General features: G+C 69.1%; 15 protein-coding genes. 11 read left to right on the top strand and 4 right to left on the bottom strand.

Features of this window, described 5'->3' with window-relative positions; translation table 11 throughout:
- Positions 1-367: 367 nt before the first annotated feature.
- A complete protein-coding gene (locus tag D6T64_RS19260; protein WP_119976280.1) occupies positions 368-1195 on the top strand; it encodes a hypothetical protein in 828 nt (275 codons plus the stop codon).
- A gap of 2 nt (positions 1196-1197) precedes the next feature.
- Here D6T64_RS19260 and D6T64_RS19255 read toward each other — a convergent pair whose 3' ends face one another.
- Positions 1198-2022, bottom strand: coding sequence for an IclR family transcriptional regulator (locus tag D6T64_RS19255; protein WP_119976279.1), 825 nt, complete (start codon positions 2020-2022; stop codon positions 1198-1200).
- 78 nt (positions 2023-2100) lie between these two features.
- Between D6T64_RS19255 and hutH the strand changes: the two genes are divergently transcribed.
- From hutH to D6T64_RS19220, 7 genes are all read left to right on the top strand, one after another.
- A complete protein-coding gene (hutH, locus tag D6T64_RS19250; RefSeq protein WP_119976278.1) occupies positions 2101-3681 on the top strand; it encodes a histidine ammonia-lyase in 1581 nt (526 codons plus the stop codon).
- 87 nt (positions 3682-3768) lie between these two features.
- Positions 3769-5451 carry a urocanate hydratase gene (hutU, locus tag D6T64_RS19245; RefSeq protein WP_377011750.1) on the top strand — a complete coding sequence of 561 codons (1683 nt, stop codon included), beginning with the start codon at positions 3769-3771 and terminating at the stop codon, positions 5449-5451.
- A complete protein-coding gene (locus D6T64_RS19240) occupies positions 5448-6863 on the top strand; it encodes a formimidoylglutamate deiminase (protein WP_119976277.1) in 1416 nt (471 codons plus the stop codon). The genes hutU and D6T64_RS19240 overlap by 4 nt, the downstream gene beginning before the upstream one ends.
- The gene (gene hutI / locus D6T64_RS19235; protein WP_119976276.1) at positions 6860-8044 is read left to right on the top strand and encodes an imidazolonepropionase; all 1185 of its coding nucleotides are present in this window, start codon (positions 6860-6862) and stop codon (positions 8042-8044) included. The genes D6T64_RS19240 and hutI overlap by 4 nt, the downstream gene beginning before the upstream one ends.
- Positions 8045-8094: 50 nt before the next feature.
- Positions 8095-8433: a hypothetical protein gene (locus D6T64_RS19230; RefSeq protein WP_119976275.1), complete on the top strand. Its 339-nt coding sequence runs from the start codon at positions 8095-8097 to the stop codon at positions 8431-8433.
- 72 nt (positions 8434-8505) lie between these two features.
- Entirely contained in the window at positions 8506-9942 is a 1437-nt protein-coding gene (locus D6T64_RS19225) for a glycosyltransferase family 2 protein (protein ID WP_119976274.1), read from the top strand.
- Positions 9939-10220 (top strand): hypothetical protein, encoded by a 282-nt coding sequence (locus D6T64_RS19220; protein WP_233551420.1) that lies wholly within the window; start codon positions 9939-9941, stop codon positions 10218-10220. Before D6T64_RS19225 ends, D6T64_RS19220 begins: the two co-directional genes overlap by 4 nt.
- A 32-nt stretch (positions 10221-10252) precedes the next feature.
- Here the strand turns inward: D6T64_RS19220 and D6T64_RS19215 are convergent, their stop codons facing one another.
- Positions 10253-11545 (bottom strand): Y-family DNA polymerase, encoded by a 1293-nt coding sequence (locus D6T64_RS19215; RefSeq protein ID WP_233551418.1) that lies wholly within the window; start codon positions 11543-11545, stop codon positions 10253-10255.
- Positions 11538-11948, bottom strand: a complete 411-nt coding sequence (locus tag D6T64_RS19210) for a LexA family protein (RefSeq protein ID WP_119976307.1) — start codon at positions 11946-11948, stop codon at positions 11538-11540. The genes D6T64_RS19215 and D6T64_RS19210 overlap by 8 nt, the downstream gene beginning before the upstream one ends.
- Positions 11949-12201: 253 nt before the next feature.
- On the opposite strand from D6T64_RS19210, the gene D6T64_RS19205 reads away from it, so the two are divergent.
- From D6T64_RS19205 to D6T64_RS19195, 3 genes are read left to right on the top strand one after another with little or no spacing between them, the layout of a single operon-like run.
- Positions 12202-12942, top strand: coding sequence for a succinate dehydrogenase cytochrome b subunit (locus D6T64_RS19205; protein WP_119976273.1), 741 nt, complete (start codon positions 12202-12204; stop codon positions 12940-12942).
- Positions 12939-14927 (top strand): fumarate reductase/succinate dehydrogenase flavoprotein subunit, encoded by a 1989-nt coding sequence (locus tag D6T64_RS19200; protein WP_119976272.1) that lies wholly within the window; start codon positions 12939-12941, stop codon positions 14925-14927. The genes D6T64_RS19205 and D6T64_RS19200 overlap by 4 nt, the downstream gene beginning before the upstream one ends.
- Entirely contained in the window at positions 14924-15673 is a 750-nt protein-coding gene (locus D6T64_RS19195) for a succinate dehydrogenase/fumarate reductase iron-sulfur subunit (protein WP_119976271.1), read from the top strand. Before D6T64_RS19200 ends, D6T64_RS19195 begins: the two co-directional genes overlap by 4 nt.
- A gap of 354 nt (positions 15674-16027) precedes the next feature.
- On the opposite strand, the gene D6T64_RS19190 is transcribed toward D6T64_RS19195, so the two are convergent.
- Positions 16028-17557: an anion permease gene (locus D6T64_RS19190; protein WP_119976270.1), complete on the bottom strand. Its 1530-nt coding sequence runs from the start codon at positions 17555-17557 to the stop codon at positions 16028-16030.
- Positions 17558-17690 lie beyond the last annotated feature (133 nt).

Raw genomic sequence — 17690 nt, 5'->3', positions numbered from 1 at the left:
TGCTCGCGTGGACCGCCCCGACCGGACACGTGTATTACACCGACCCCGCCACCCCGATCCAGGTACCAGTCATCGACCGGGACGCACCACCACCGTTCTAGATCCCACCGCTTATCCGCCGCTTGAATCCAGCGGGGTCATCGTGTCTATTCATTTGTGTAGACAAGTCCGTGTCGACTAGTTCGTGTCAACTAGTTCGTGTCAACTAGTTCGTGTCAGCACTGGGCCGCGTCGTCCTGGTCGACGGAACGGTCCCGCCGGATGAGGTCCCGCCGGATGAGGTCCCGCCGGATGAGGTCCCGCCGGACACAAGATCGGCATGACGAACGGGCCGTCACACGGTGCGAGACGCTCCTAGACTGAGGCCGTGGACACCACGGGGAACACGGGAACATCCGCTACATCACGCAACGGGGCTACATCACGCAACGGGGCCGGATCAGGCAATGGGCTCGGCGTAGAGGGAATCCCCGCGGGAACTGCGGGCGGGTACCTGAACCTGGCGCTCTACTCCTTCGCGATCGTCGGGTGGGAACTCGTGTTGCTGCTCGTCGAGCCGGTCTTCGTGGGGTTCGTTCCCGGCGGGGTCCTCGGAGTCGCCCTCGTGCATTGGGGACTGACCGGTGCCGGCTGGCTGATGGGCGCAGTGCTACTGCTGCGCTGGGCGAGGCTGCATTACAACTTCAGGACCCGCGGGTCGGGGCTGCGCGGAACGGGGCTGCGGCATCCGCTGCCCCGCTGGATCGCCATCGGCGCCCTCGCTGCCGCCTGCGTGCTGGTGCGTTTCGTGGGCAGCGGCGGCCAGCTGCTGCCGGTCGCCGACTATGCGCGATTCGCGAGCGATTTCGGGTCGAATGCCGTCGTCGCCCTCGTCGTGCAGAACCTCTACTACCTGGCCGAGGTCGCCGTGATGCTTCTGATCGTGGCTTTCGGCCAGCGCGCCGGCGAGTTGCGCTTCGTTCGAACCTTCCGCACCACCCCACCAGCACCAGCACCGGAACCGGCACCGGCGTCGGTGCCGTGGGGCGGCCTGCTACTCGCCGCAACTTGGGGGCTTGTGCACATTCTGCTGCAGGGGCACAGCGCCGGCCTGTACGGCGTCGGCGTCGGCGTCGCCTTTGGTGCCATCTATCTACTGACCGGCAGGAGCCTGCGTTTGAGCTATGCGGTCGTGGCGGTCACCTTCCTGCTGTGAGCTCAGGAATCGCGGCCACGGATGCGGCGGGACAGTTCTGCGGCGGAGTGCGCAATCTCCGCGGCGAGCGCGGGCCACCGTTCGGGCGGCACGTTCTGCCGGGGAAAGGTGACGGCGATGCCCGCGGCGGGCCAGCCGGTGTGGTCCCGCACGGCGACGGCGACGGATGCGAACCCTTCCGTCACCTCACCGTCCTCCCCCGCATACCCCCGCTCGCGCACACCGTCGAGCAGACGGGCCAGTTGCCCGTAGCGTGACACCTCGTCACCGCGCTGCGCCGGGGCGGGAAGGGTGGAATCCGCCGGATTACCGACGAACGCCCGGGTGGCAAAGGCCTCCGGGGTCGGAAAAAGCGCCCGGAGTTGGGCCTTGGGCAGTGTGGCGAGCAGTGCGCGCCCACTGGCGGTGAGGTGACTGGGCAGGCGCACGCCGACATCCGTCACGAGGGCCGGACGCCGCGGCGCGCGTTCCTCCGCGAGGTAGATCACGTCCCGTCCGTGCAGCACCGCCAGGTGCGCGCTCTCGCCGAGGTGGTCGACGAGCGCCGCGAGGATCGGACGACCGAGCCGGGACAGGGGTTCCTGGCGGGAGAAGCCCGAGCTCATCTCGAACGCGGCGATGCCGATGCCATAGCGCTGCACCTCGGGAAAGTGCAGCACGAAACCGTGCTCCTCGAGCACGCCGAGCAGCCGGTACACCGTGGAGCGGGGCAGCTCCAGCGCCGTCGCGATCGCGGAGGCGGCGACCGGACCGCGCTGGTGGGCCAGAAACTGCAAAATCGTCAGGGTCTGGCGTGCGGCGGGGGCGGTCGAACGGGGTCGGGTCATGCCCCACTATCTCACCGGTGAGACAGTGGGGCCGCTGTGTCTCTCGTGTCGGCGCCTGCCGTGCGATCAGATAGTCCTATGACAGCCAGCCCCAGCACGACCACGGACCCCGCAACGAGCACCGCAACGATCATCGTCGGCATCGGTCCGGTGTCGATCGCGGACGTCGTTGCTGTCGCGCGGGAGGGGGCATCCGTCGTCATCGCCGAGGACTCCCGCTCCGCGATCACCGCGAGCCGCGCCATCGTGGAAGCCCTCGCGAACGACACCGCCCCGCACTACGGCATCTCAACGGGGTTCGGTGCCCTCGCCACGACGTTCATCGCCGCCGACCGCCGCACCCAGCTGCAGCAGAGCCTCGTGCGCTCGCACGCCGCCGGGTCCGGCCGCGAGGTGAACCGCGAGACCGTGCGCGGCCTGATGTTTCTGCGCCTCTCGACCCTGCTGACCGGCCGCACCGGCGTGCGCCTGTCGACCGTGGAGGCCTACGCCGGTGTGCTCAACGCCGGCATCACCCCGATCGTGCGCGAATACGGGTCGCTCGGCTGCTCGGGCGACCTCGCGCCGCTCGCGCACTGCGCGCTCGCCGTGATGGGCGAGGGCACCGTGCGCGACGCCGCTGGAATAGAACGACCCGCCGCCGAGGCCCTCGCCGAGTGTGGGCTCACCCCGGTCGTGCTCGCCGAGAAGGAAGGCCTGGCCCTCATCAACGGCACCGACGGCATGCTCGCGATGTTGGCGCTCGCCATCCACGACCTCGGCGCCCTGCTGACGACAGCGGATGTCGCCGCCGCGATGAGCGTGGAGGCCCTGCTCGGAACGGATGCCGTCTACGCGGCCGACCTGTCCGCGCTGCGCCCGCAGGCGGGCCAGCAGGTCTCCGCCACGAACCTGCGCGCACTGCTGGCCGGATCGCCGATCGTGGCGAGCCACCAGGGCCCGGAGTGCACCCGGGTGCAGGACGCCTACTCCCTGCGCTGCGCCCCCCAGGTGCACGGCGCCGCCCGCGACACCGTCGACCACGCCGCCCTGGTGGCCGACCGCGAGCTCGCCTCCGCCGTCGACAACCCCGTCATCACCCTCGACGGCCGCGTCGAATCGAACGGCAACTTCCACGGCGCCCCGGTCGGTTACGTGCTCGACTTTCTCGCGATCGTCGTCGCCGACGTGGCGAGCATGTCCGAGCGACGCACCGACCGCATGCTCGACCCCGCCCGCAACCAGGGACTTCCGGCGTTTCTCGCGCACGATGCCGGCGTCGATTCCGGCCTGATGATCGCCCAGTACACCGCCGCCGGCATCGTGTCGGAGCTGAAAAGGCTGGCGGCGCCAGCGTCGGTCGATTCGATTCCGTCGTCGGCGATGCAGGAGGACCACGTCTCGATGGGCTGGGCCGCCGCCCGCAAACTGCAGACCGCGATCGACGGCCTCGGCCGGGTGCTCGCGATCGAGGTGATGGCCGCGGCCCGCGCCCTCGACCTGCGCGCTCCCCTCGTGCCCGGGGCCGCGACCGGAGCCGTGCGCGACCGCCTGCGCGAGACCGTCGAAGGTCCCGGCAGCGACCGGTTCCTCTCCCCCGAAATCGAACGCGCCGTGTTCGCCGTGCAGTCCGGAGACATTCTCGCCGCGGCCCGCCGCGTTGTGCCCACCCTAGCCTGACTCACCATCACAGAAACGGATGCCGCTGTGCTCGAACAAGACGTGCCTGAACTCGCTGTGACCGAACAGATCCTGCCCGAACAGATCCTGCCCGAACACGGGCCCCGCCCGGTGCGCGCCGCCCGCGGCACCGCGCTGACCGCGAAGGGCTGGGCCACCGAGGCGCCGCTGCGGATGTTGATGAACAACCTCGACCCGGAGGTCGCCGAACGCCCCGACGACCTGATCGTCTACGGCGGCACCGGCAAGGCCGCCCGCAACTGGGAGGCCTACGACGCGATCGTGCGCACCCTCGAAACTCTCGAGCTCGATGAGACCCTGCTGGTGCAGTCCGGCAAACCGGTCGGGGTGTTCCGCACCCACGAGTGGGCTCCCCGGGTGCTGATCGCCAACTCCAACCTCGTCGGCGACTGGGCGACGTGGCCCGAGTTTCGCCGACTGGAACACCTCGGCCTGACCATGTACGGCCAGATGACCGCCGGGTCGTGGATCTACATCGGCACCCAGGGCATTCTGCAGGGCACCTTCGAGTGCTTCGCGGCCGTCGCCGACAAGAAGTTCGGCGCAGCTAATGGGAGCGGCGGGTCCCTCGCCGGCACCCTCACCCTCACCGGCGGCGCCGGCGGCATGGGCGGCGCGCAACCGCTCGCCGTCACGATGAACGGCGGGGTCGTGCTGATCGTCGACGTCGACCCGGACCGGCTGCGGCGGCGTGTCGACCACGGCTACCTCGACGAGATGACCGATGACCTTGACGACGCCGTCGCCCGGGTGCTCGCGGCGAAAGCGGAGAAGCGTGCCCTCTCTGTCGGACTCGTTGGTAACGCCGCGACGGTGTTCCCCGAGTTGCTGAGGCTCGGCGTGCCGATCGATATCGTCACCGACCAGACAAGCGCCCACGATCCGCTCAGCTACCTGCCCGAAAGCATCTCCCTGGCGGATTGGCACGCCGAGGCGGCCCGGGACCCGGAGGGCTTCACCCTCGCCGCCCGAGCCTCGATGGCCCGGCAGGTGCAGGCGATGGTTGACTTTCAGGATGCCGGCGCCGAGGTCTTCGACTACGGCAACTCGATCCGGGCCGAAGCGCTACTCGGCGGGTGTGCGCGAGCGTTCGACTTTCCCGGGTTCGTGCCCGCCTACATCCGCCCGCTGTTCGAAGAGGGCAAGGGGCCCTTTCGTTGGGTGGCGCTCTCGGGCGATCCGGGCGATATTGCCGCGACCGACCGGGCGATTCTCGAGCTGTTCCCGAACGATGCCAAGCTCGCCCGCTGGATCGCCGGCGCGCAGGAGAAGGTGCACTTCGAGGGGTTACCGGCGCGCATCTGCTGGCTCGGCTACCAGGAACGCAACCTCGCCGGCCTGAAGTTCAATGAGATGGTGGCCAGCGGCGAGCTCAGCGCTCCGATCGTGATCGGCCGCGACCACCTCGACTCCGGCTCGGTCGCCTCCCCGTACCGGGAGACCGAAGGAATGAAGGACGGCTCCGACGCGATCGCCGATTGGCCGTTGTTGAACGCCCTGCTCAACACCGCGTCGGGCGCGACCTGGGTGTCGATCCACCACGGCGGTGGGGTCGGCATCGGTCGGTCCATTCACGCCGGACAGGTCGTGGTCGCCGACGGCACCGCTTTGGCCGCTCAGAAGATCGAACGGGTGCTCGTGAACGACCCCGGCACCGGCGTCATGCGGCACGTCGACGCGGGCTACGAACACGCCGCTGATGTCGCCCGCGAGCGCGGCCTGCGGGTGCCGATGTGGGAGGGCCGGTGAGCGTTTTCTGGTGCCACACGGCACTGATCGACGGCGACCCCGTCGAGGGGGTGCGGGTGTCTGCGGATGCGGACGGGCGCATCCGTCGGCTGCAGACCGAGGTCGCGGCGAGCGCCGGGGATGTGCCTCTGGGCCTGGTGCTGCCCGGTTTCGGCAATGCCCACTCGCACGCCTTTCACCGGGCCCTGCGGGGGCGCACCCACGATGCGGGCGGGGACTTCTGGCAGTGGCGACAGCGCATGTATGCCGCCGCGACCGCCCTGGATCCCGAGCTGTATGAGCAATTGGCGCACGCGGTCTTCGCCGAGATGCTCACGAGCGGTTACACGGCCGTGGGCGAATTCCATTACCTGCATCATCGGCCCGGCGGCGCGCCGTGGTGCGATCAGTACGCGCCACACGCGATGGAGCATGCCCTGGCCCGGGCCGCACGGGCGTGCGGAATCCGCCTGACCCTGCTGGATACCTGCTATCTCGCCGGCGGAATCGGCCAACCGCTCGCCCCCGAGCAAGCCGGTTTCAGCGACGAGACGGCCGAACGCTATCTGGAGCGCTGGTATGCCCTGCGCGACAGCCTGACCGGCTACGGCGATTCGGTGCGCCTCGGCGCTGCCCTGCACTCGGTGCGCGGTGTGCCCCGCGCGGCGATCACCACCCTGCTCGCCGGGCTGCCCTCCGACGTTCCCCTGCACATGCACCTGTCTGAGCAGCCGCAGGAGAACGCGGACTGCGTGCGCGAGTACGGCCTCACCCCGACCGGGCTGCTGGCCGAACTCGGCGCCCTCTCCCCGCGCCTGAGCGTGGTTCATGCCACCCACCTCACCGAAACCGACCTGGCCCTGCTCGGAGCGGCCGGCGTCACCGCGGTATTCTGCCCCACGACCGAGGCAGACCTCGGCGACGGCATCGGCCCGGCACGCCGCCTGGTCGACGCCGGGGCCCGGCTGGCACTCGGCTCCGACCAGAATGCGGTCGTCGATCCGCTGCTCGAAATCCGCGGCCTCGAATACGGCGAGCGCCTCGCCTCGGGGCGGCGTGGCCGCTTCTCCCCGGCCGAGCTGGCGCGCATCGCCACCGACCACGGATACCGCGCGCTGGGCCTGTCTGCCGGCCCGGAGGAGACGGCGGGCGGGCTGCGGGTCGGCGCGTGGTGCGACCTCGTCGAACTCGATGCGGCCTCGGTGCGCACGGCGGGCGCCGACCCGGGCCAGATTGTGCTCGCCGGCACCGCCGCGGACGTGCGCTCGGTCATCGTCGGCGGCCGGGTGGTGGCGCAACACGGGCTGCTGGTCACCCCGACCGGGGTGACCCCGAGTACCGCAGCCGACCCCGCCGTGCTGCTCGAGCGGGCTCTCGCGCGACTCGACACGTCGACGACCGTGCCGCGGCCGGCGAGCGAGGTCTCCCGATGACGAACGAGACGACCCAGCTGATCACCGACATCGGCGAACTCACCACCCAGGCCGATGGCGAGCCGCGCCGGGCCGACCGGGCGATGCTGGTGCAGGGCGGCCGCATCCGCTGGATCGGGGATGCCACGCACGCCCCCGCCGCCGACACCCGGGTGTCGGTCGGCGGCCGGGCCGTGTTGCCGGGGTGGGTCGACTCGCATACCCACCTGCTTTTCGCCGGCGACCGTTCCGCCGAATTCGAAGCGCGCATGGCGGGACAGCCCTACGCGGCGGGCGGCATCCGTGACACGGTGACGGCGACGCGGGCGGCCACGGATGCCGAACTCGAGTCGACCGTGCAGCGCCTGGCCGCCGAGGCCCTCGCCCAGGGCACGACCTTTCTCGAAACGAAGACCGGCTACGGGCTCGACGTCGACTCCGAGCGGCGGGCGGCGCAGATCGGTGCGCGCCACGCCGACGTCGTCAGCTTTCTCGGCGCCCACGTCGTACCCGACGAGATCGACACTCGCGACTACCTCGACCTGGTGACCGGGCCGATGCTCGCCGCCGTTCTGCCCTGGGTATCGTTCATCGATGTCTTCTGCGAGCGCGGCGCCTTCGACGTGGAGCAGAGCCACGAGGTGCTGCTCGCCGGGCGGGCAGCGGGCCTGGGCCTGCGGGTGCACGGCAACCAGCTCGGACCGGGCGGGGGCATCGCGCTCGCCGTCGAGCTCGGCGCGGCGAGCGTCGACCACTGCAATGCTGTCTCGCCCGCCGATCTCGACGCGCTCGCCGGCGCTACGACGGTGGCCACGGTGCTGCCGGCCTGCGACCTGTCGACGCGCCAACCGCTCGCCCCCGCCCGGCGGCTGCTCGACGCCGGGGTCACCGTCGCCCTCGCCACCAACTGCAACCCCGGCACCTCGTATACGACCTCGATGCAGTTCGCTGTGGCGACGGCGGTGCTGCAGATGGGCCTCACCATCGAGGAGGCCGTGTGGGCGGCGACCCGCGGCGGTGCCCGGGCCCTGCAGCGCGACACGGGCGCAGACGCCGTCGGGTCGCTGGTCGCGGGCGGGCGGGCCGACTTTCAGGTGCTGGATGCGCCATCCGTCGCCCATCTGGCCTACCGACCCGGCGTGCCGCTCACGATCGCGGTCTGGCAGCGCGGGCAGCGGATGCCTCGCCCGCCGGCGCTGTAGGACAGCCGACCCCGCTAAGGTCGTCACACACCCACCAGCAGGGAGCCCGCATGGCTACGACCCCACCCGACACCGCGACGAACACGACGACAACCAACAACACCGCAACGATCATCGTCGACGCAGCCATCACCAAACTCGACGCGCTCGACGCGATTGCGGCGGCGCTGGACTCCCCCGTGCATGGAGCGGGCACCCGCAATCCCTTCGTGGCACTGCCCCACGGCGGCCGGGTCGTCGTCGACATTCCGAAATTCGGCGAAGCCCCGCCGCTCGCGATCGATGTCTCCGACCCGCGTGGCTCGGCCGAAGCTCGGCGCGCGGCCCAGGCGCTGCTCGACACCCTCGTGACGACCACCGGCTGGCCCATTCACCATCTGCACGGCTAGGCCGCCAGCACCCGATCATTATGCTGAGATTTGCACAGGATAACGACATAACCGCCATTTAGACTCCCCCATATGGGGGCCACACTATTCGGACGCACGGTGGGCCTTGTCGTGGGCGCGGCCGTCATCGTCGCCGCCACAATTCTCTGGATCGCCGTCGCCGCCGACACCCCCGCCGCGGGTGAGGCACCCAGCGAGGGGTTGATCTTCGGCATCTGGACGTACCTCTACGCCCTCGAAGCGCCGCCGCCGCGGGTCTTGTGGGCGGCCGTCGCGCTTGCCGTGCTGTTCGCCGCCGGTGTCGCCCTTCTCGAGCGGAAGGTGACCAACACCTCGAGACGGTCGACCAATCCGCGTACTGCGCCGCTCGCCCCGAAAATCGTGATGGCCGCCACCCGGGGGGTCTACGCCGGTCCCGTGCGCCTCACCGTCTTGATCCCCGCCTACAACGAGGAGGCGTCGCTGTCGGCGACCCTGAGCTCACTGTTGTCCCAGTCGCATCCTCCGGACCGGGTGATCGTGGTCGCGGACAACTGCACCGACAACACCGCCGGCATCGCCCGCCGCCACGGCGTCGAGGTTCACACAACCGTCGACAACCGGGAGAAGAAGGCCGGCGCCCTCAACCAGGTGCTGGAACAGATCCTGCCCCTCCAGGGCGACAACGACATCATCATGGTGCTCGACGCGGACACGACCCTGGATGCCGGTTTTCTGTCCGCCGGCGTCGCGCGCTTCACGAGCGACCGGGCCCTCATGGCCATCGGCGGACTGTTCTACGGAGAACCCGGTGCCGGGCTCCTCGGGCAGATGCAGCGCAACGAATACGTGCGCTACTCGGCTCAGATCCACCGCCGCCGGGGCAAGGTCTTCGTGCTCACCGGCACCGCGTCGATGTTCCGCTCCCGCGCCCTGCGGGAAGTCGCCCGCAATCGCGGGGTCACGATCCCCGGCACCCCGGGCCACGTCTATGACACCCTGGCCCTGACCGAAGACAACGAGCTGACGATCGCGCTGAAGTCCCTCGGCGCGCTCATCATCTCGCCCTCGGAGTGCACCGTGGTCACCGAAGTCATGCCCAGCCTCGGCAGCCTCTGGACGCAGCGGCTGCGCTGGCAGCGCGGTGCGCTCGAAAACCTCGGGGCCTACGGCATCACCCCGCCCACCTTCCGGTACTGGGCGCAACAACTCGGCATCGGGTACAGCGTGATCGCCCTCAGCGGCTTCATGTTCCTGATCGTGCTGACGCTCGTGTCGATCAGCGCGTGGGTCTGGTTTCCGTTCTGGCTCGGCCTCGGCATCGTCTTCACGGCCGAGCGCGTGGTCTCGGTCTGGAAGGGCGGCTGGCCGGCCCGACTGCTCGCCGTCACCGTGGTGCCGGAGTTGCTCTTCGATATGTTCCTCAACGTGATTTATGTGAAGGGCATCGTGGACATCACCCGCGGACGGCAGGGCACCTGGGGACACGTCGCACATACGGCCCAGCCCCGGGAAGATGCGACCCGATGATCACCGTGCTCGGCAATCCCCTGACTTTGACGGGGATCCTGATTCCGACGGGGATCCTGCTGCCGGAGTCCACGCTGCACTCCGAGTTCTTCGCCATCCTCGCCGCCTTCGTGGCGATCAACACGGTGATGTTCGCGGCGCTCGCCATCGCGAAGATCGTGCCGATGGTGCATCTGGGCGATCTGATTCCCGGGCGGCGTCGGCGGTCCGAAACCCGCAGCATCCACCCGGAAACGACGCCGGACCTTCCGGTCGTCCCCATCCCTCCGGCAATATAACGGCGCAGCGGTGCAGGCCCAGCGGCCTGCGGTCAGCGGGCGTGCACGGTGGCCAGCTCAGACCAATGGGTGGTCGCCCGCGGGGAGACCATGTCGCGGCGCATGGTCCAGGCACGATTCGTGCGCAGCCCGCCGAGCCCCAGGCCGAGAGTGTCGGCACCGTACTTCGCCGTGATGGCGTCGAGCACGGCACCAGCTTTGAACGCAGCGGGATCGGTGTCGAAGATGTCGAGGGCCGCATGGGAGTCACTCGGCGAGAAGTCATGCAAGCTCACCCCGACCCGAACATACTTCCGATGAGACTGCAGCTGCGGCCCGAGCGCGGCGATCGCGGCCCGGTACATTTCGACGGGATCGTCGGTCGGATTGGGGAAGGCGAGTGAGACCGCGTGCGTGACATGGTCTTCCTTGAAGGGCGACGTGGACGCGTAGCAGCGCATGAGGCGGGCCAGGGATCCCTGTTCCCGCAGCCGGGCCGCGGCCCGCTGCGTGTAGACCGACAGCACTTCTCTCAGCTCATGCACGGTGCTGATCGGGATCGAGAACGACCGCGAGAACTGGATCTGTTCCTTGTCGGCGCGCAGCTCCTCCAGGGGCAGGCAGTCCAGGCCACGCAGTTCCTGCAGCACCCGCTCCTGCACGACGCCGAACCGGCTGCGTACCCGAACGGCATCCGCATCGCGCAGGTCGGCCGCGCTGTAGATGCCCATGCCGATCAGCTTCTGCGCGGTACGGGCTCCGATGCCCCACACCTGGCCGACCTCGATCGAGGTCAAAATCGTGGTCAGCTGCTCGGGCGAGTAGGCGGCCAGGTTGCAGACCCCGGCCAGCGCCGGAGCGGTTTTCGAGCCGCGATTGGCAAGTTTCGCGAGGGTCTTGCTGGTCGCGATGCCGACGCTGACCGGCAGGCCGATCAGCTTTTTCACGGCCGTGCGGATCTCCCGGGCGGTCGCCGTCACCTCGCCCGGGGTGCCGGTGAGGCGGATGAAGCTCTCGTCGATCGAATACACCTCCTGCGATGAGGTGTAGCGGCCGAGCAGTTCCACGGTGCGGGCGGACAGGTCACCGTAGAGCTCATAGTTGCTCGAGCGGGCGATGACGCCGTGCGCGGTCGCTTCGGCGGATATGCTGTGCCACGGCGCGGCCATGTCGATCTTCAGCGCCTTGGCCTCCTGTGAACGGGCAATGACGCATCCGTCGTTGTTGGACAGCACGACGACCGGCTTGCCCTCCAGCTTCGGGTTGAAGATGCGCTCGCAGGAGACGTAGAAGTTGTTGGCGTCGACGATCGCGATCGACGGTGCGGGAGCCTTCGTCTCAGACACGGTGCAGGCACCGGGTGACCACTCCCCAAACGGTCAGCTCGCTCATTTCTTCGAGCACGATATCGGGGTACGCCGGATTTTCGGGCACCAGACGGATGCCGCCCGGCCGGGTGCCGCCCTCGTCGATCCGCAGCCGCTTGATCGTCAGCTCGCTGTCGACGACGGCGATGATGACGCTGCCATCCCGGGCCTCGAGGGAGCGGTCGACGATGATCTCGTCGCCGTCGAAGATGCCGGCCCCGGTCATGCTGTCGCCGCTGACGCGCACGATGAAGGTCGCCGTCGGGTCTTGGATCAGGTGCCGGTTCAGGTCGACCGGACCGGTGTAGTAGCCCCCGGCCGGGGAGGGGAATCCGGCATGCACGGATTCGGGGGCCGCCTGCGCGTAGCCGCGTGCCGGCATGGCGACGGCCTCGGCGATCGGGCTGACCGTGGTCACCAGTGCGGGTCGATCCAGCTCGGGTCGATCCAGCTCGGGTCGATCGGGAACATACATTCGATAATTCTAGCTTTCTTCGCTGAGTAGGAGCAGGGTAGTCCCCGGGCAGAGAAGTACTGCCAGACTGGTGTCGCAGCACCGATACTGGGGGGCCGGTTTCCAACGGTTCAACGCACGAACGAGGATGCGCGCTGTCACCGGCGCGCAGGGGGTACGAATGAGTACGAAAACGACCGAGATCAGACCGGGCGGGCGCAGCACGTCGGCGCGGCGGCATCCGCTGCTGTCGACGTTCTGGTGCAAGATCGTGATGGCCGTCACCGGCCTGATCTTCTCGGCCTTCGTGCTCGTGCACATGTTCGGCAACCTCAAGGTCTACCAGGGCGCCGAGCACTTCAACGCCTACGCCGCGTGGCTGCGCGCCGCCTTCGAGCCCGTGCTCCCCCACGAAGGACTGCTTTGGGTGCTGCGTCTTGTGCTGCTCGCGAGCCTCACCGGCCACGTCGTGTGCGCCGCGATCCTCTGGCGTCGCGCTCGGCTCGCCCGCGGCCCGTTTCGCCGCCGCCACCTGCCGCTGCGCTCGTTCACCGCACGCACCATGCCGGTCACCGGCCTCGTGCTGCTGTTCTTCGTGGTCTTTCACGTGCTCGACCTGACCACCGGAACGAGCCCCGCAGCGAGCGATTCGTTTGCGGCCGCGACCACGGACAGCAGCCACGCCTACGAGAACCTGATCGCGAGCTTTCAGCGCCCCGAGGTGGGCGTGTTCTACGCCCTCGCGATGATCGTGCTGGCCCTGCACGTGGCCCACGGTATCTGGACCGCCGCCCACGACCTGGGGGCGACCGGCCGCCGGCTGCGCGCGACCCTGGTGGCGGCATCCGGTGTCATCGCCCTGGTGATTCTGATCGGCAATATCTCGATTCCAATTCTGGTGCTGCTGGGGGTACTGCAATGACGATTTCCTCGACTGCAACGACGACAGATGCCCCGCTCACCCTCGATGACCTGCGCACGCTGGGCGAGCCCATCGCCGGCGGGCAGCCCACCGGCGACCCCGCCGAGGCCTGGGCCGACCGCAAGCTGCACTACAAGCTCGTCTCGCCGCTGAACCGCCGCAAATTCACCGTGATCGTCGTGGGCACCGGGCTGGCCGGCGCCGCCTGCGCGGCCGCCCTCGGCGAGCAGGGCTACAACGTGCACAGCTTCACCTTTCACGACTCCCCCCGCCGCGCGCACAGCGTGGCCGCGCAGGGCGGCATCAACGCCGCCCGCGCCCGTCAGGTCGACAACGACAGCCTCGCCCGATTCGTGAAAGACACCGTCAAGGGCGGCGACTTTCGCGCCCGCGAAGCCGACTGCTGGCGCCTCGCCGAAGAGAGCGTGCGGGTGATCGACCATCTCGACGCGATCGGAGCGCCGTTCGCCCGGGAGTACGGCGGCCAGCTCGCGACCCGGTCGTTCGGCGGTGTGCAGGTCTCCCGCACCTACTACACGCGCGGCCAGACCGGTCAGCAGCTGCAGACCGCGGCCTCGCAGGCGCTGCTGCGGCAGGTCGCCGCCGGCACCGTCACCCTGCACACCCGCAGCGAGATGCTCGACCTGATCGTGAAAGACGGCGTCGCGAGCGGCATCGTCGTGCGCGACCTGATCAGTGGCGAGATCTGGTCGCAGACCGGCCACGCCGTGGTGCTCGCCACCGGCGGCTACGGCAACGCGTTCTTCAAATCGACGCTCGCCAAGAACTCCAACGTCTCGGCGGCGTTTCGCGCGCATCGCCGCGGTGCCCTGTTCGCCTCGCCGTCCTTCCTGCAGTTCCACCCGACGGCACTGCCGCTCGGATCGGACTGGCAGTCCAAGACCATCCTGATGAGCGAGTCGCTGCGCAACGACGGCCGGATCTGGGTTCCGGTGGCGCCCGGTGACCCGCGCGCGGCCAACGACATTCCCGAAGCCGAACGCGACTACTACCTCGAGCGGCGCTATCCGGCGTTCGGCAACCTCGCCCCGCGCGATGTCGCCAGCCGGGCCGCGCGCGACGAGATCGAGGCCGGCCGCGGGGTAGGGCCGCTGCAGAACAGCGTCTACCTCGACTTTCGCGACCCGCTCGCCCGCATCGGCCGCACGGTCATCGAGGAGCGCTACGGCAACCTGTTCGAGATGTACGCGGATGCGACGGGCGAGAGCCCCTTCGAGGTGCCGATGCGCATCGCTCCTGGCGCGCACTTCGCCATGGGCGGGCTGTGGAGCGATTACGACCTGATGACCTCGATTCCCGGCCTGTTCGTGGGCGGCGAGGCCGGCTGGGCCTACCACGGCGCCAACCGGCTCGGCGCGAACTCGCTGCTCTCGGCGAACGTCGACGGCTGGTTCACCCTGCCGGCGTCGATTCCGAACTACCTCGCGCCGCTGCTCGGCACACCGGCCCTGCCGGCCGACGACATGGCCGTGATCCGCACCGTGGCGGAGACCGAGGGCGCCGTGCAGGCCCTCGCGGCGTCGCCGGGAACCCAGGGACCGGACCGGTTCCACCGGAGGCTGGGTGAGATTTTGTACGCACGCTGCGGGGTCAGCCGGTCGGCGGCGGGGCTGAGCGAGGGCATCCGCCTGATTCGTGAACTGCGCGCCGACTTTCAGCGTGACCTGCGTGTCGCCGGCACGGCAGCAGGGTTCAACCAGGAGCTCGAACGCGCCGGCCGGGTGGCGGATTTCATCGACCTCGGCGAGTTGATGTGCCTCGACGCGCTCGACCGCGACGAGTCGTGCGGCGCGCACTTTCGTGTGGAACACCAGCTGGCCGACGGCGAAGCCGCCCGCGACGACGATAACTGGGCGTTCGTCTCCGCGTGGGAACGCCGTCCGGATGGCCGTTATCGGCGCCACGCCGAACCCCTCACCTTCGAATCGGTACGACCGCAGACAAGGAACTACAAGACCTCATGAAGCTCACGTTCAAGATTTGGCGCCAGGAATCCACCGCGGTCCACGGCCGCTTCGAGAGCTACGACCTCGAGGGCGCCGGCGCGGAATTCACGCTGCTCGAAGCCCTCGACAAGCTCAATGACCAGCTCGTCAGCACCGGCAAGGAACCCGTCGCGTTCGACTCCGACTGCCGTGAGGGCATCTGCGGGTCCTGCGGGGTGACCGTCGACGGCCAGCCGCACGGCCCGGTCGCCAACACGCCCTCGTGCCGGCAGCACCTGCGCAGTTTTCCCGACGGCAGCACCGTCGTGCTCGAGCCGTTCCGCTCGGGCGCGTTCCCGGTCGTGAAAGATCTCGCCGTCGACCGCTCCGGTCTTGACCGCATCATCGAGGGCGGCGGCTACGTCTCCCTCGCGGCCGGCACGGCAGCGGATGCCGACGCCCACCCGGTCAGCCACGACACCGCGGAGGCCGCCCTCGACTTCGCGGCGTGCATCGGCTGCGGCGCGTGCGTGGCGGCCTGCCCGAACGGGTCGGCGAACCTGTTCACCGGAGCCAAGCTCATGCACCTGTCGCTGCTGCCGACCACGGCCGTGGAGCGCGGCTCACGCGCCGACGGCATGGTGGAGGCAATGGACGAGGAGTTCGGTCCCTGCTCGGTCTTCGGCGAGTGCGTGCAGGTGTGCCCGGCGGGCATTCCGCTGACCGCGATCGCCGGCCTCAACAAGGAGAAGCTGCGCGCGGTGCTGCGCGGCCGCGGCAAATAACCCCGCGGATCGCCCCCGCTGCCTGAGGTCACGCTCACGCGCCCCAAAGCTACTCGTGCGACGCAACCCGGCACGTCGCTGTGCGCCCCAAAACTGCACCTGCGCCCGAAATTTTCAGTCCGACGCGGTCATGCGCCGGAAAACTGCTCGGGCGCGTGGCAGGCCAGGCGCACGAGCAGCTTTCCGGCGCACCAACGTCGGCGAGCCGAGCGTGCGCGGCAGGCGGGCCGCCTGTGGCGACGGATGCCGCTGCATCCGTCGCCACGTTGCAGCCGATGATAAGACCCGTGCGCAACGACCGTTCGCCCCGATAACCTCGTGCACGAGATCGGCGTCCATCAGGTCACGCGGTGGTCACCACATGCCGAGGAGCTTCATCCAGGCACCGCCGGCGACGACCCAGATCGCGATCAGCACGACGCTCATGATGAAGCCGATACGGAACCACTCGCTCGTCTTCACGTAGCCCGAGCCGTAGGTGACCCCGGCCGGCCCCGAGGCGTAGTGCGTGATGGCGCCGAACAGGTTGCCGATGAAGCCGAGCACGAGCGCGGCGAACAGCGGCGGCGCTCCCGCGGCCATCGCAGCGCCGAGGAAGATGGCGTACATCGCAACGATCTGGGCCGTGTTCGACGCGAAAAAATAGTGCGCGTAGAAGTAGACGAGGGTGAGGATCGCGAAGGCGAGCATCCACGGCAGACCGCCCACCGCGACGGCGACGCCGTCGCCGATCCAGGCGATCACGCCGAGCGCATTGAGCTGGTCGGCCATGCCGACGAGCACCGAGAAGAAGATCAGCGTGCTCCACGCCGAGCCGTTCTGCGCCATGTCTTTCCAGGTGAGCACCCCGGTCAGCAGCAGGATCGACACGCCCACAAACGCGGCCGTCGTCGCGGTGATACCGAGTATGCCGCCGAAGATCCAGAGCACGAGCAGCAGCACGAAGGTCAGCGCCATGATGATCTGGCCGCGGCTGAGGCGACCCATCTTGGCCAGTTCGGCCTTCGCGAATGCGGGCGCCTCAGGGGTCTTGGTGATGGTCGGGGCGTAGATCTTCGACATCACCCACGGCACGGCCAGAAGGCTCAGCACCCCGGGAACGAGAGCGGCGAGCGCCCAGTTGCCCCAGGTCACGTCGATGCCGGCGTCGACCGCGGCCTGCTGGGCGATCGGGTTGCCGGCCATCGCGGTGATGAACATCGCGGAGGTGACCGCGTTGACCTGCAGCGACGTGAACGAGAGGTAGGCGCCGAGCTTGCGGCGGGACTGGTCCGTGTCGGGGGTAGACCCCTGCTCACGGCTGAGCGACGCGATGATCGGGTAGAGCACGCCGCCGTTCCGGGCGGTGTTCGAGGGGGTGGCCGGCGCGAGCACCAGGTCGGTCAGGGCCATGCCGTAGCTGAGGCCGAGGCTTGATCCGCCGAGTTTGGAGATGAACCACAGGGCGATGCGGCGCCCGAGGCCGGTGATGAGAAACCCCTCGGCGATGAAGAATGCGGCGACGATCAGCCAGATCGTCGGGTTGGCGAACCCTTCGAGGGCCTCGGTGCCGGGGTTCATCGTGCCGGTGATCATCGCGAGCGACAGCCCGATCAGGGCGACGGATGGCGTGGGCAGCGGCTGCAGGATCAGCCCGAGAATCGTCCCCACGAAAATGCCGAGCATGTGCATGCCACGCCCGTCGACGCCGTCGGGTGCCGGGACGAGGAAGATTCCGACCGTCACCAGCACAATCACGAGCACCTTGATGATGAGAGACCGGCGGCCCGGGTGTTTCGGGGTCGCCTTGCCGGGCGGGGTCGCCTTGCCGGGCGGGGTCGCCTTGCCGGGCGGGGTCGGATCCGGTGTGCCGGGCTTATGGGTGCGACTACTGGCGTTGCTCATGGTTCTCCACGGTTCCTCGACGATCCCTCTCGCCCAGGCCACGCTGCGGGAACGGAGTCCGTTCCTCCAGCCTAGCTTCGCAGCCAGCCACGCTTCGCGCAGAAGCTGCTAACCTCCGGCTAGCACCTCGGAC

Origin of the sequence: Cryobacterium melibiosiphilum, from assembly GCF_003602235.1 — a bacterium.
GTDB classification, from domain to species: Bacteria; Actinomycetota; Actinomycetes; order Actinomycetales; family Microbacteriaceae; genus Cryobacterium; species Cryobacterium melibiosiphilum.
Note: the sequence above shows the minus strand (reverse complement) of the source record. Positions and strands in the feature narration are given on the sequence as shown.